The following is a 13,589-nucleotide window of genomic DNA, read 5'->3' as shown; positions in this document are numbered from 1 at the left end:
AGCGGTTTTTTACTTTTGTAGAATGCAGAAATTAATAGCATATCCTTTAAGTGCATTCTACCTTATTTGTTTTGGGTTAACACTTTTATTTTTTCATCCTATACAGTGGCTCGCTAATAACCTATTTGGTTATCCTGCGCTAAAAAGAGTAGTGAGTATCCTGAACTTAACTTTAATGAGATGCTCTCATATTATTGGTACTAGATTTAGTTTTAATAATTCATACACGTTGCCCACAAATCGTCCTTTGATAATTGTAGCAAATCATCAGAGTATGTTAGACATTCCGCCTATAATCTGGTGGATGCGCAAAAATCATCCAAAATTTGTTAGTAAAATAGAACTAGGAAAAGGTATTCCTAGCGTTTCTTACAACCTTGTACATGGAGGTTCTGTTTTAATAGATCGTAAAGATAGTAAGCAAGCACTTAGCCAGATAATAAAACTTGGTAAGTATATAGAAACCCATCAAAGGAGTGCTGTAATTTTTCCTGAAGGGACAAGAAGTAGAACAGGGCAACCTAAGCCTTTTCAAACTACAGGATTAAAGTTGTTAATGAAAAATGCACCTTCCGCATTAATCGTTCCTATTAGCATTAATAATTCTTGGAAAACCCTTCGCTACGGGAAATTCCCTAATGGATTAGGGAGCCATATTACCTTAGATGTGCATCAACCTATAGAAAACAGAGGTGATATTGATGAACTAATCGTTCAAATAGAAAAAGTAATAACCAACGGAGTATATATTTAAATGACCAACACAACTATTGTAGAAGAAACAATTGCATTTGTAAAAGAAACATTACATGGAGCAGAAGGAGGTCACGACTGGTTTCATATTCAGCGTGTTTTTAAAAGTTCGCTTTTTATAGCTAAAGATGAAAAAGATATTGATGTTTTGGTTGTCAGCTTAGGCGCTTTATTACACGATATTGCTGATTCAAAATTTCATGATGGAGATGAAACTATCGGTCCGAAAGTAGCGTCTGATTTTCTATCATCATTAGAAATTGACATTACAATAATCAAACATGTAATTAAAATTATTGAAAACATATCTTTTAATAAAAGTCTAGAGCTTTCTGAAGAGAAATTCAATTCTAAAGAATTACAAATAATACAAGATGCTGATCGTTTAGATGCTATTGGTGCTATAGGTATAGCACGTGCATTTAATTACGGTGGTTTTAAAAATAGGGAATTATACAACCCTGATATTGCACCTAATTTAAAGATGAATAAAGAAGAGTACAAAAAATCTTCGGCTCCAACTATAAATCATTTTTATGAAAAATTATTGCTTTTAAAAGATAAGATGAATACTACTACTGGAAAAAAGTTGGCTCAAGAAAGACATGATTTTATGATTGCTTATTTAGAGCAATTTTATAAAGAGTGGAACCCTTAAAACATATTTAATAATATCAATTTTATAATTAAAATAGTTTTAAAAACAAAAAAGGCTTAGTAAAATTACCAAGCCTTTTTCTCTAATTCAAGTTAAGAAATAATTAGTCACAATTACCATTAACGTCACATGATCCACCTGCATTACTAGTTTTTAATACGGTTAACTTTTCTTTATTATGTTTTTCCCAAGCTTTTTCTAAAGCTTCTGAAAACACCTCTACTGGTTGTGCTCCAGATATTCCATATTTTTTATCTAACACAAAAAATGGAACTCCATTCACACCTAAATTTCTAGCCTCCATCTCATCTTGACGAACATCATATGTATAATCATCAGATGCAAGCATTTCTTTTACTGCGTTACCATCTAATCCATTAATTGTTGCTATTTCAATTAAAAAATTAGTGTCATCTATATTTTTACCTTGCTCTAAATGAGCTTGTAATAAAGCTTCTTTAAACGTATCAACTACACCTTGCTTTTTAGCAAAATGAAGTAAGCGATGTGCATTTAATGAATTCGCAGGAACTATTTTATCTATTTGAAATTTTAATCCAACTTCAGCTGCCATAGTTGTAACGTTCTCAAACATTCCTTCTGCTGAATCACGATCTACACCTTTCGATTCCATAAATTGCTCAATAGAACTTATATCTGTTCTAGTTTGCATATTAGGGTCTAACTCGAAACTTTTCCACGCTACCGTGATTTCATCTTTATATGGAAACTTTGCAAGAGCAGCCTCAAATTTCCTTTTTCCGATATAGCAAAAAGGGCATCTTATATCTGACCAAATACTTATTTGCATAATTTTCGATTTTGTTTTCTGTATATATAGACGTAATTAACAAAACAACCTTACAAACTAAATTTTATTAAGATTCAAAACAGTTTTATCTGACCATCTCTAAATTGCTCATGTAACCCTGTATTTAATTTAGGAAAGCTTTTATTTTTAAAATGAATTCTTTTAGCTAAAGCAACCAAATCATGAATTTGCGTCGCTATTTTACCATCCCCTCTGGTTCTAGTTCCAAACCTACTATCATTTAGCTTTCCGCTATGGCACTCTTCAATTTGATGTAAGACCTTATCAGCCTTGTCAGGTAAAGACTTTCTAATCCAATCCGTAAATATTTGTCCAATTGCGCCGTTTAACCTTACTACTGTAAAACCAAAAGATAGAGCTCCGTTATCAGACACAGCCTTAGCTAAATTCATAATTTCATGACTATTAATACCTGGTATGATTGGAGCCAGCATCGCATTTACAGGAATATTATGTTCTGTAAGTATTTTTATGGTTTGTAATCGTTTTTTAATACTAGCTGTCCGAGGTTCTAAAATTCTTCGAGTTTCTTCAGAGAGAGATGTTATAGATATATTTACACCTATTAAATTATCTTTCGCCAATTCAGATAAGATGTCTAAATCACGTAAAATCAGGCTGTTTTTAGTAATAATTGCAACTGGGTGTTTATACTTTAAAAAAAGTTTTAAACAAGCTCTTGTAATTTCAAACTTTTTTTCAGCAGGTTGGTAACAATCTGTATTACCTGAAAGCACAATAGTTTGTGCTTGCCACCTTTTACTTTTAAGTTTTTCTTCTAAAAGTTTAGGAGCATCTTTTTTAACCAGAATTTTTCTTTCAAAATCTAACCCCGCACTATAACCCCAAAATTCGTGAGTATTGCGAGCATAACAATAAATACAACCATGTTCGCAACCTTGATAAGGATTCATCGAAAATGCCATACCGATATCAGGGCTGGCAACCTTATTAATAATAGTTTTAGGAAAAATGGGTAGATATTGCGTTTTATTTTTATCGGCATCTTCACCTTCTAAACGGCAAAACTCTAAAAAATCATCTCGCGTTTCATACCTAAACTCTGAAAATTTATTGGTTAAATTTTCTTGAGCACCTCTACCTTTAATAAATTTGTTTATATTCAATTTTTGGATTTATTCCAAAAATATGGAATAAATCCTATTTAAATTATTCACTAATGTTAAAAGATGCGTATAAAGAAATTAATCAAACTTCACCTTTACTAATTGCTTCTTACCCCCTCTTTTTGCGTAAAAAACAAGTTTATCATTAACAGTATCAATTAAAGGCATAGATACCATAAGTGGTAGTCTAGCTTCTTGATTATCTATTACTTTTTCATATTTCATACGGCCTTCAGCATCTAGTTTTATAACAAAAATATTTCTATTTCTACCTAAACCTTGTTTAAACATAATACGCTCATCACTCAATTGCTGAGGGTTTTCACTTGCCGTACTTATAAAAAAGAAAGTATCAGAGCCTTTCGTATATGAACAGTATGATGTGTATGCGGGGTCTCCTTGAGTAACCTCTGACTTATTAATGTTTCGAGCCCATTCCATGTCACCTTCTGCATTCAATTTTACACTCACAATATCATTATAATGATACCTGCTTATTTTAACACTAGAACCTGTAGGGTCTCTTTGTATACTAGATGTTACAAAATATTCTTCCGCATTAAAAAGTATGTTTTTGTCTTTTGTTACCTCAACACCTTTAAAAACTAAATTTTTTATTACATTATTTTCATCTCTACCAAACTTATCTAGCATGAATTGGTTTGAAAATGCATGATACTTTTTATCATTTATTTCCATGGTGTTCTTATTTACATCGAAGTAAGCAATGCCATTATATCTATTATCTTTTCTATTTGCATAAAAACCCACACAAACTAACTTATCACCGACTACAATTGGGCTTAAAGCTTCAGGAAACTTACCCGGATCATTAAAAGCTTGCACTTTACCACCATCACTAGTAACCTGTACTAATTCATATTGAAATTTTCGTTCTGTTGCGGCAAAACGTTTCTTTTTAAAATATGCTTTTGCTGTTAAATACACTTCTTTTAAATCATTAGAAGTCTCCATGTTTTCAAAAGCATAATTTTTTGTTTCTATTTCACTAGAAAAATCAAACTCCATTAATTTTTCAAGAGAAGTATTAAAAACATAAATAAAATGCTTGTTATCGCTTCTTTTTTTATGATGAGAGCTTATAGCAAAAGCCGTTCTTTTTTTATTGAAAAGGACTGTTGTTGTAAATCCTGATGAAAAGTTTCTATTGAAATAATTTCTATCTAATGGTTGCTCTACTGCATCTGACTCTATTGATAAAATCTTTTCTTTTGTAAAATTAAAATTAGCAAAAGGGCTCTTATGAACAACATATTCATATGAATTTGTTCTGTAACTGTATTCTAAAAACAACAGATTTACAATTCCGTTTACAACAAAAGCATCAACATAATTTGAGTCTCTTAGTTTATAATTATATTCAGAAATCAATTCTAAATCAGAGTTATAATGCTCTATATAATACCCTCTTGGTTTTAAAATGATGCCTGTAAAATATGACCGTATTAAAATACTGCCTCCATTGCCATCAGATGCGGTCGTTAGTAGGTTTGAATATTTATACTTATCGTTATATTTTTCGCCGAAAGTATAAGAAACAGGTATTTCTTGTGCTTTTACAAAAGAAATGAAAGCGAAAAAAAACAAAAGTAAAATGTTTCTGTAGCGCATGGTAAAGTAGGTTTTTGGTTATTATTACGTACAGCTAGTTATTTAAAATCGGCCTTTCTTTTTTCTAAGAATGCTGTTGATCCTTCAATAAAGTGTGGAGTTCCAAAGCAATCACCGAAGGCTTTAATTTCTTCTTTATAACCATCTGTATTAGTTTTAAAACCCGCATTTACCGCTTTTATTGCATTACTTATCGCTGTTGATGAATTATTCGATATCTTACCTGCTAATTTTTCACAAAGAGGGATTAGTTCTTCTTGCGGAACCAAATAATTAACCAACCCGTAAGACAATGCTTTTGAAGCATCAATCATACCCGCTGTCATAATCATCTCATTTGCCCTACCCTTACCTATTAACTGTGGCAAACGCTGTGTACCTCCATAACCAGGTATAACACCTAATGAAACTTCTGGTAAACCCATTTTCGCATTATCACTGGCAACTCTAAAATGGCATGCCATTGCTAGCTCTAAACCACCGCCCAGTGCAAAACCATTAACTGCAGCAATTACTGGTTTCGATAAATTTTCGATATAATCAAACAATTTTTTCTGTCCTTTTGCAGCAAGCTTGCCTCCTTCTTTTTCTGAAAAATCAGAAAACTCAGCAATATCAGCTCCTGCAACAAATGCTTTTTCTCCACTACCCGTAATAATAATAACTTTTACTGTTTCATCTTTATTTAAATTCTTAAAAGCATCATGCAATTCACTAATGGTAGCTTTATTTAAAGCATTTAATTTAGTTGGGCGATTTATTGTTATGGTTGCTAAATTACCAACCTGCTTTACTAGTATAGTTTCAAATTTCATAAGACTCTTTTTTATTTCTTTTAAAATTATAAATCTTTATGTGGTATAACAACAAAATTATCCAAACATTTTTCTAATCCACGCTGCAGCCTATTAACAAGTCCTTACAAGCTTAAAAATAGTATAAACCCCAACACTACATATAAATAAAGCCAACCAAACAACCCCTAAAACACCTTAGCTTACGATAACAAAACATTAACAACTCTAATTTGTCTTAATGTTATAAATTTTTATGTTACCCTATTAAAATACATTAAAAATGAGGTTATTATACATCAAAAGAAAGACAAAAACAGAACAAAGATATTCACAAAAAATGGGGAGACTTGACACTAAAGTAACCTATGTAAAACAATACTTTTTAGGTCTTCCAATTAAAACACTTCATAAATATAGAGAGACTTATTATGGAGAGGTTAAAGATTGTGAAGATTGTATGCTTTTTATTTAACATTAAAATATTTTACTTAAGAAAAAAATTATGAAAGTACTCGTAATAGGAGCCGGAAATATGGGGCTTACCTACGCAAAAGGAATGTCTAAATCAAAACTTCTAAAAAAAGAGAACATAATGGTTCTTGATACTTCTGAAGAAAAAATGGAGGAAGTAAATCAAATGATAAACTTTGATGCCTACAGAAACTTAGTTGATTGTGTACCTGAAGCTGATATTATATTTATCGCAGTTAAACCATACCATGCAGAAGATTTATTTAAAAAATTAAATCCTTTGGTAAAACCAGGGCAATTATTGATTTCAATAATGGCTGGGGTAACAATCGGTACAATTAAAGAAACAACTGGCCTAGATAAAATTATACGTGCTATGCCTAATCTACCAGCACAAATTGGTAAAGGCTTAACATCTTACGTAGCTTCTCCTGAAGTTTCAAGAATAGAATTACTAACCATTGAAAGTTTATTAGATACAACTGGTAAATCTATTTTGGTGAAAGATGAAAACTTCATTGATGCATCTACAGGTATCTCTGGTAGTGGTCCGGCTTATGTATTTTACTTTATGCAAAGTATGATGGAGGCTGCATTACAAATGGGTTTTAGTGCAAATGTTTCAAAAGTTTTAGTAGCTCAAACGTTTACAGGAGCAATAGAACTTTTTAATCAAAATACTTTATCACCAAACTCTTGGATGGAAAAAGTAGCGAGTAAAGGTGGTACCACGCGTGCCGCATTAAATTCGATGGACGATAATAATGTAGGTGAATTAATAAAAGAAGCTGCTTTTGCTGCTTTTGAACGTGCCGTTGAACTTGGTAAAGAAAAACAACATGTATAAACAAAAGATTGTTATAAAGGTCGGTACAAACGTAATGACCAACAAAGATAATAGGATTGTTAGACCTGTTCTTAAAAATTTAGTAAAACAAATTGCTGAACTTTATGAAAGAGGTATTATTACAATTCTAGTCTCATCAGGTTCTGTAATTGCAGGGATGGAAGTTTTAGGGAAATCTAAAATTAAAGACAAAACTCAAAAAAGACAAGTATATTCTGCGATTGGGCAACCGAGAATGATGCGTTTGTATTATAACATTTTTCGTGATTATGGTATGAAATGCGCCCAGGTTCTCCCTACTAAAAGAGATTTCAGTCCTGGAGTTCACCGTCAAAACATGATAAATTGTTACGAAGGTTTACTTACCGAAGGTGTAATTCCTATCGCAAATGAAGATGATGCCGTATCTGTAACCATGTCTATGTTTTCTGATAATGACGAACTCGCCAGCCTTATTGCCGAATTAGTAAATGCCGATAAACTTATTATACTAACTGACATTGACGGCCTTTACAACGGACATCCTGATGCTAAAAACAGTAACCTTGTTGATCATGTAAACCCTGATGAGAACTTGAATAAATATATTCAAGATAACGCAAAAGGAGAAGCTGAAGGAAGAGGTGGAATGGGGTCTAAATTAGAATATGCCCAACAATCTGCAGCCAAAAACATTCCGACATTTATTGCCAACGGAAAAAAAGACCACACTATTATTGATATTATTGAAGGAAAAAAAGTAGGGACACGTGTAGCCCTTGAAGAAATAAAACATTAATATGAAGTTATTAGCAACAGATATAAAAAACAATGTATTAGCATCAATGATTCAAATTTTAGATGAGAATCGAGATCAATTACTTGAAGCTAATAAAAAAGATTTAGAGCTATTTAATAAAAATGACCAAGCGATGTATGATCGTCTTATTATTGATCAAAAAAAGATCGATGAGATGATTTTGGCCGTAACAAAAGTAAAATCTCAAGACGACCCTGTCAGTAAAGAAATTTCGAAAGAAGTGCTGCAAAACGGATTGAAAATCATAAATAAAACAGCTCCTTTTGGCACAATAATGATTATTTATGAGTCACGACCAGATGTTACAATTGAAGCTGCTGTACTTGCTTTTAAAGCCAATAATAAAATATTATTAAAAGGAGGTAAAGAGGCCCTATACAGTAATAAAATGCTTGTACAATTTTGGCACCGAGCTCTTGAAAAACACAACTTATCAGCCGACTATATTCAATTGCTAACTATGAACAGGCAAGAAACGCAAGAGTTTCTTAAAAACCCTACCCAAAAGTTAGATTTAATTGTACCTAGAGGTGGTGATAAATTAATTGCTTTTGTAAAAGAGCATGCAAAATGTGCTGTATTAGTAAGTGGTCGTGGAAATAATTTTTTATTTATTGACAAAAATGCTGATTGGCAAAAAAGCATTAAAGTAATCCTAAATGCTAAAACTGATAAAATATCGGCATGTAACGCACTTGATAAGATATTAATAAGCTCAGAGGTTGATAATTATTCTGATAAATTGAAAGATTTAGAAGCTATCTTAAAGGACAACGGCGTATCCATATTAGTTGATTCTGAAGTGAAAAATATTTTGAAAAATGCTCCTGTAATCAGTGATGACTCTATTTGGAAAGAGGAATTTCTAGCCATGAAATGCTGTATTGGCTCTGTAAACTCACTTGATGATGCCATTGCTAAAATCAACGAAAACTCAGGAGGTCATTCTGCAACAATAATGACTCAAAGCCACGAGAAAGCACAAACTTTTATGGAACAGGTAGATTGTGCTGCGGTATACCAGAATGCATCAACTAGATTTACTGATGGTGGCCAAATGGGTGTTGGTGCCGAATTAGCCATAAGTACAGATAAATTACACCACAGAGGGCCGCTTGGTTTAAATGAATTAGTTACCAACAAATATTATGTTTTTGGTGATGGGCAAATTCGAGAATAAATTCAAATTCTAAATAAAATTAATATGTTAGATACCATAGAAAAAATAGAAGGTGCCGTTCTGCACCATGGCGAAACACATAATCGTATTTATTTGACCGAGTCGAAGGAAACGAATTGGGATTCTCTTATTTCTAAAATGAAACATATCGCTCATGATAAAAAATATGATAAAATTTTAAGTAGAGTTCCCGAACAAGCTATAGAAACATTTAAATCTAATGGTTACCAAGTTGAGGCAAAAATACCAGGTTTATATAATGGCAAAACATCTGGTTATTTTTTAGCAGAATACTTGAATAAGCAACGTTCAGAAAATGATGAAAAGGCATTAAAAACTATTGCTACAGTAAAATCTATTGCTCAAGCAGCCAAAAGCTCTTCTGAAGAAGGCTATATGAATTTGCCTGCTAATTTTAGTGTAAGAAAGTTAAGCAATAATGATTTACCTATGCTTGCTGAGTTGCATCAAAAATCATTTAAAACATATTCTTTTCCTATACAAGACGAGAAATATCTTTTAGAATTAGCAGAACAAAATCATGAATACTACGGCCTTTTTAACGAAGGAAAACTAATTGTTTCTGCTATTTTAAAAATATATGAAAACGAATCAAATATAGAAATAGTAGATTTTGCTACACACCCCAATTATAGAGGGCAAAACTTGTCGTATTATATTCTTCAAGAAATCAAACAAAACAGTAATAAAAGAGGTTTTAAAACCATATACTCCTTCGTTAGAGCCACCTCATATGGCTTAAATATTACATTTAGTAAACATGGTTTTATTTTTGGAGGAACCCTGTTTAAAAATACGCTAATCGGTGATAATTTTGAGAGTATGAATGTTTGGTACACTCATTAAATTTTCAGACGGTAGTAGGTTTTAAATTTAAATATATTACGAGGAGTGCATATTCATAACAAACATGTACTCCTTTTTATTTATATATGTCAAAATTTACTTTCTATGAAAAAACCACCAATTCATATCCCTGGTTATACTATAACCAAGTTTTTCATACATTGGTATTGCTGCATTTCCTTTTGTAGTGTGTAAAATGGGCTTCTTATTATTTTTTAAAATTTGCTGAGTTACGTAGCAAACCAATTGTTTGGCTAATCCTTTTCGCATATAATCTGGGTGTGTAACTACAGCACTTACTTCAATAAAATTATCAGTTTGCATACGTTGCCCTGCAACTGAAACTAATTTTCCATCTTTAAATATTCCATAATACTCACCCATTTCAAAGGTTCTTTTTCGATAATAGCCTGGCATTACAAGCCATACCAAATCATAAATATCATCAATATGCTCTGTTGTTAGCCGTACTATGGTTTCTGAAATTACAGTTTCAATTAACGAATTAAGCACCATTTGGCAACCTTCAATTTTACGGTCTAAAATAACACGATTACTATTGAAAGTGGGCACACCTGTTTCGGAAACTAAAAAAAAACTATCACATGCCATAGCGTAAGCATCAAGAGCCTCTTCAGTAGTAAAGGCATCAACAAAAGCTCCAAAAGGACAAACTTTCGGATCGTAAAATTTAACTCCATTATAGTTTACCACAAAATTTTTATGTGTTTCGCTAAGCGAGTACCATACAGGGTTTTTTAATGTTTCTTCAAAATGACTCATGAAAACAAATAATAGAGTTCAAATATAGGTATTGATAAAATGATTTTCTTAACAAAACCTTCTATTCGAACCCAAAAAATCTTTCTCTTATTCTTTTTAGAAGTCTTTTATTATTTATCGGAGTTCCAATTCAAAATTTCATTGTGAATTTCTTCAGGAGAACGCTGTGTTCTTTTTGCTAAATTCTCAATTATAATATAAAAACTTCCTTTTTCATATTTTGTATCAGAGTCTAACACATAAGGGTAATGTGCAAGGTATTCATCACGTACCGCTAACCATTGCTCTTCTAACTCTAAGTCAAAGTTTGATGTCTCTACACCTCCGTTATTAACAGGTTCCCTACTTGATTCTGTATTTTGAGCGTCTTCCTCTAAACCATGATTTTGTTGCACTGTATTATCTAGTCCACCGTAATCCTTATCCCTATATTCATTTTTATTATCTGTAGTCATCTGTTCCTATTTTAATTTATGAATATTAAAATTACAAAATGATGACACCGCTACTTGCTCTATCGGGTTTATAACTACCTTAAAAGAGTATGATTGGCAACTAACAGCTATTCTTGTCCTAAAACATAAGGACTTGCTCATGATTGGCTTAGCTACCACCCACCAATTTTCCTGCGTACTGCTTGTTGTTCTTTTGTAGCTTCAGGTGTAGGTATATTGCTTGGATATAAAGGCTTAGGGAAACCTTCTGTTTTACGTCTTTCAAAATCTTTCTCGCGGTATTCATCAAAAGCAGTATCAGGTGGTAAAGGGCGGTTTTTTTCCATATACCACACATATAAACTCCAGTATTCTAAACATTCATTAGTTTCTAAAGTCCAAGTATAGTTGTATTTTCTGTCTTTAATATATATTTTTTCACCTGTTATAGCAAAATCACCAGAGGTAGTTAAGGTTCTATATACATGTAAAGAATCAAAATCAATAGTTCTATGTTCTTTATCAATAAACGTTTTTGGGTATGTAATTTTACCATTTAAACGATCTAACACTATTTCCTTAACTGGTGCCATTACATGAATCATTAGAAAAATTAATGTAACCACTACAAAAGGTAAAATTATTAGGAATCCTTTAAAATCAACATATTCGCTTGTTAAAAAAAAAAAAAGTTAAAAATAATAACACCATATGTATAGATGTCCAAAAATGGGTTAAGCTTACCGATACATTCCTAACAAAAAATAGGTCATTTGCCTCTTGTATATTTAATCTTTTTCCTGGTTTAATTTGCTCTTCCTTTACTTGATGATACTCTATATTGTGGCGGATGACCTTTTCTTCGGGTGCTGCTTTCCAAAAACTGCTCATTAATTTATATTTTATAGTGAATAGAAAAATTAAGCAGCTTCATATATACTTAGGTATAAATTACACCACTCTAGGAAACTTCACTGTAAAAACGGTTCCTTTGCCGGGTTGCGAGGTAAGATCAATAGACCCATTATAGGTTTCAACAATTGTTTTAACCATCCCTAAACCAAGACCCATTCCGCTTGATTTAGTCGTAAATTTTGGTTCAAATATTTTTTCCTTAAACTCATCTTCAATTCCAATTCCATTATCTGCTACCGCAATTTTTACATAATTACCTTCTGAAGATACGGTTACCAATATTCTTGGAAATTCCACTTCCGGCACTGCTTGGATTGCATTTTTAACCAAATTAGTAAGCACTCTAATTAATTGTGTACGGTCTAGTTTTGCGATAATTTCTTCTTCATCGGCAATAAAATGAATATAATTTTCATTAAATATATCTAAGCCTAGCTTCACAATTTTCACCACATTAAGAGTTTCATTTTGCTGCGCAGGCATTTCGGCAAAATTAGAAAATGCACCCGCAATACTACTCATGGTATCTATTTGCTGGATTAATGTTTTTGAATATTCTTTTAATTTATTTTTAACCTCAGGATCTTCAGGATCAAATTTACGTTCAAAGCTCTGCACGGTTAAACGCATTGGCGTAAGCGGATTTTTAATTTCATGCGCCACTTGCTTTGCCATTTCTCGCCAAGCCTGCTCTCGTTCGCTTTTAGCTAATTTAACAGCACTTATCTCTAACTCGTCAATCATTGCGTTATATGCATTTATAAGCTTCCCTATCTCTTCTGATGGGTTACCTACAATGATTTTTTGATTTTGTTTCGTCAAAAATGTAGTATTCATTTTATCAGAAATTGTTTGCAGTGATCTTGTTATGTATTTTGATATAAAATAAGCCAACCAAATAGCTATTAACAACATAAATATATACACACCACCTAAACGAAGTAAAAACTCCTTCAACTCTTTATTGTTAAATGAGTTATCTTCAAAATAAGGTAAATTTAATATACCAATTGGTTTAAATCTATTATCTGTAATATAGGTATATGATGCTTGATACTTATCACCAGCAGTTGCTTTTTCTTCTAAATATCTAGAGTCTACACTCCTTTCTAAATTATTTAAAACAATGGGAGTTAAGCACATTGAGATAGAATCGTTGCCAAATTTTGGCCTAGAGCTTTTAATTAATCCTCCTTCTAAATTATAGATATTGAAATTTACATTTAGCACATCTGCTATTTGATAAATTTCATCTTTAAAAATTAGATGCAAATTTTCTGTAGTAGCAACATAGGTCGTCCTTTGTAACGTATACCTAATATTTTCTTTTATTTGCTCCTCTTTACGCTCTAAACGATCTTCGTGATAATCTTTCGCTTGTTCTCCATATTGGTAAATAGTAACTCCTGCTATTAATACCGACGCTAACAGCACCAGCAAAATCATAGCAAAAAATATTCGAGACCTAAGAGAAACTTTATTGAACAATAATTA

15 protein-coding genes are annotated in these 13,589 nt (G+C 32.0%); 7 read left to right on the top strand and 8 right to left on the bottom strand.

Features of this window, described 5'->3' with window-relative positions; all coding sequences use genetic code 11:
- Positions 1 to 22 precede the first annotated feature (22 nt).
- A complete protein-coding gene (locus H0I23_RS15230) occupies positions 23 to 754 on the top strand; it encodes a 1-acyl-sn-glycerol-3-phosphate acyltransferase (protein ID WP_216784141.1) in 732 nt (243 codons plus the stop codon).
- Positions 755 to 1,411: an HD domain-containing protein gene (locus H0I23_RS15225; protein ID WP_216784140.1), complete on the top strand. Its 657-nt coding sequence runs from the start codon at positions 755 to 757 to the stop codon at positions 1,409 to 1,411.
- Positions 1,412 to 1,514: 103 nt separating this feature from the next.
- On the opposite strand, the gene H0I23_RS15220 is transcribed toward H0I23_RS15225, so the two are convergent.
- The 4 genes from H0I23_RS15220 to H0I23_RS15205 all read right to left on the bottom strand — a co-directional run bounded on the left by H0I23_RS15220 (position 1,515) and on the right by H0I23_RS15205 (position 5,817).
- Positions 1,515 to 2,222 carry a DsbA family protein gene (locus tag H0I23_RS15220; RefSeq protein WP_216784139.1) on the bottom strand — a complete coding sequence of 236 codons (708 nt, stop codon included), beginning with the start codon at positions 2,220 to 2,222 and terminating at the stop codon, positions 1,515 to 1,517.
- A gap of 74 nt (positions 2,223 to 2,296) precedes the next feature.
- Positions 2,297 to 3,370: a PA0069 family radical SAM protein gene (locus H0I23_RS15215; protein ID WP_216784138.1), complete on the bottom strand. Its 1,074-nt coding sequence runs from the start codon at positions 3,368 to 3,370 to the stop codon at positions 2,297 to 2,299.
- Between the two features lie 78 nt (positions 3,371 to 3,448).
- Complete coding sequence (locus H0I23_RS15210; protein ID WP_216784137.1) at positions 3,449 to 5,002, bottom strand: hypothetical protein; 1,554 nt, start codon at positions 5,000 to 5,002, stop codon at positions 3,449 to 3,451.
- Positions 5,003 to 5,040: 38 nt separating this feature from the next.
- On the bottom strand, positions 5,041 to 5,817 hold the full coding sequence (locus tag H0I23_RS15205; protein ID WP_216784136.1) for an enoyl-CoA hydratase/isomerase family protein: 777 nt from the start codon (positions 5,815 to 5,817) through the stop codon (positions 5,041 to 5,043).
- A gap of 262 nt (positions 5,818 to 6,079) precedes the next feature.
- Here H0I23_RS15205 and H0I23_RS15200 point away from each other — a divergent pair, with 262 nt between their 5' ends.
- The 5 genes from H0I23_RS15200 to ablB are packed head-to-tail and all read left to right on the top strand — an operon-like array spanning position 6,080 to position 9,963.
- Complete coding sequence (locus H0I23_RS15200) at positions 6,080 to 6,271, top strand: hypothetical protein (protein WP_216784135.1); 192 nt, start codon at positions 6,080 to 6,082, stop codon at positions 6,269 to 6,271.
- Between the two features lie 30 nt (positions 6,272 to 6,301).
- A complete protein-coding gene (gene proC / locus H0I23_RS15195) occupies positions 6,302 to 7,117 on the top strand; it encodes a pyrroline-5-carboxylate reductase (protein ID WP_216784134.1) in 816 nt (271 codons plus the stop codon).
- Complete coding sequence (gene proB, locus H0I23_RS15190) at positions 7,110 to 7,895, top strand: glutamate 5-kinase (protein ID WP_216784133.1); 786 nt, start codon at positions 7,110 to 7,112, stop codon at positions 7,893 to 7,895. Before proC ends, proB begins: the two co-directional genes overlap by 8 nt.
- A gap of 1 nt (position 7,896) precedes the next feature.
- Positions 7,897 to 9,096, top strand: a complete 1,200-nt coding sequence (locus tag H0I23_RS15185) for a glutamate-5-semialdehyde dehydrogenase (RefSeq protein ID WP_216784132.1) — start codon at positions 7,897 to 7,899, stop codon at positions 9,094 to 9,096.
- A gap of 24 nt (positions 9,097 to 9,120) precedes the next feature.
- Positions 9,121 to 9,963: a putative beta-lysine N-acetyltransferase gene (gene ablB / locus H0I23_RS15180; RefSeq protein ID WP_216784131.1), complete on the top strand. Its 843-nt coding sequence runs from the start codon at positions 9,121 to 9,123 to the stop codon at positions 9,961 to 9,963.
- A gap of 96 nt (positions 9,964 to 10,059) precedes the next feature.
- Here ablB and H0I23_RS15175 read toward each other — a convergent pair whose 3' ends face one another.
- The 4 genes from H0I23_RS15175 to H0I23_RS15160 all read right to left on the bottom strand — a co-directional run bounded on the left by H0I23_RS15175 (position 10,060) and on the right by H0I23_RS15160 (position 13,541).
- Complete coding sequence (locus H0I23_RS15175) at positions 10,060 to 10,746, bottom strand: GNAT family N-acetyltransferase (protein ID WP_216784130.1); 687 nt, start codon at positions 10,744 to 10,746, stop codon at positions 10,060 to 10,062.
- Between the two features lie 110 nt (positions 10,747 to 10,856).
- A complete protein-coding gene (locus H0I23_RS15170; RefSeq protein WP_216784129.1) occupies positions 10,857 to 11,201 on the bottom strand; it encodes a hypothetical protein in 345 nt (114 codons plus the stop codon).
- A 152-nt stretch (positions 11,202 to 11,353) separates the two neighbouring features.
- Positions 11,354 to 11,773: a hypothetical protein gene (locus H0I23_RS15165; RefSeq protein WP_216784128.1), complete on the bottom strand. Its 420-nt coding sequence runs from the start codon at positions 11,771 to 11,773 to the stop codon at positions 11,354 to 11,356.
- A gap of 358 nt (positions 11,774 to 12,131) precedes the next feature.
- Positions 12,132 to 13,541 carry an ATP-binding protein gene (locus tag H0I23_RS15160; protein WP_216784127.1) on the bottom strand — a complete coding sequence of 470 codons (1,410 nt, stop codon included), beginning with the start codon at positions 13,539 to 13,541 and terminating at the stop codon, positions 12,132 to 12,134.
- Positions 13,542 to 13,589 lie beyond the last annotated feature (48 nt).

The organism is Cellulophaga sp. HaHaR_3_176, from assembly GCF_019021925.1.
Taxonomy (GTDB): domain Bacteria; phylum Bacteroidota; class Bacteroidia; order Flavobacteriales; family Flavobacteriaceae; genus Cellulophaga.
This window is presented reverse-complemented; position numbering and strand designations above follow the sequence as displayed.

Coding starts and splice junctions, on each gene's coding strand:
- H0I23_RS15230 (WP_216784141.1), top strand. CDS start 23: ATGCAGAAATTAATAGCATATCCTTTAAGTGCATTCTACCTTATTTGT.
- H0I23_RS15225 (WP_216784140.1), top strand. CDS start 755: ATGACCAACACAACTATTGTAGAAGAAACAATTGCATTTGTAAAAGAA.
- H0I23_RS15220 (WP_216784139.1), bottom strand. CDS start 2,222: ATGCAAATAAGTATTTGGTCAGATATAAGATGCCCTTTTTGCTATATC.
- H0I23_RS15210 (WP_216784137.1), bottom strand. CDS start 5,002: ATGCGCTACAGAAACATTTTACTTTTGTTTTTTTTCGCTTTCATTTCT.
- H0I23_RS15205 (WP_216784136.1), bottom strand. CDS start 5,817: ATGAAATTTGAAACTATACTAGTAAAGCAGGTTGGTAATTTAGCAACC.
- H0I23_RS15200 (WP_216784135.1), top strand. CDS start 6,080: ATGAGGTTATTATACATCAAAAGAAAGACAAAAACAGAACAAAGATAT.
- proC (WP_216784134.1), top strand. CDS start 6,302: ATGAAAGTACTCGTAATAGGAGCCGGAAATATGGGGCTTACCTACGCA.
- proB (WP_216784133.1), top strand. CDS start 7,110: ATGTATAAACAAAAGATTGTTATAAAGGTCGGTACAAACGTAATGACC.
- H0I23_RS15185 (WP_216784132.1), top strand. CDS start 7,897: ATGAAGTTATTAGCAACAGATATAAAAAACAATGTATTAGCATCAATG.
- ablB (WP_216784131.1), top strand. CDS start 9,121: ATGTTAGATACCATAGAAAAAATAGAAGGTGCCGTTCTGCACCATGGC.
- H0I23_RS15175 (WP_216784130.1), bottom strand. CDS start 10,746: ATGAGTCATTTTGAAGAAACATTAAAAAACCCTGTATGGTACTCGCTT.
- H0I23_RS15170 (WP_216784129.1), bottom strand. CDS start 11,201: ATGACTACAGATAATAAAAATGAATATAGGGATAAGGATTACGGTGGA.
- H0I23_RS15165 (WP_216784128.1), bottom strand. CDS start 11,773: ATGGCACCAGTTAAGGAAATAGTGTTAGATCGTTTAAATGGTAAAATT.
- H0I23_RS15160 (WP_216784127.1), bottom strand. CDS start 13,541: ATGATTTTGCTGGTGCTGTTAGCGTCGGTATTAATAGCAGGAGTTACT.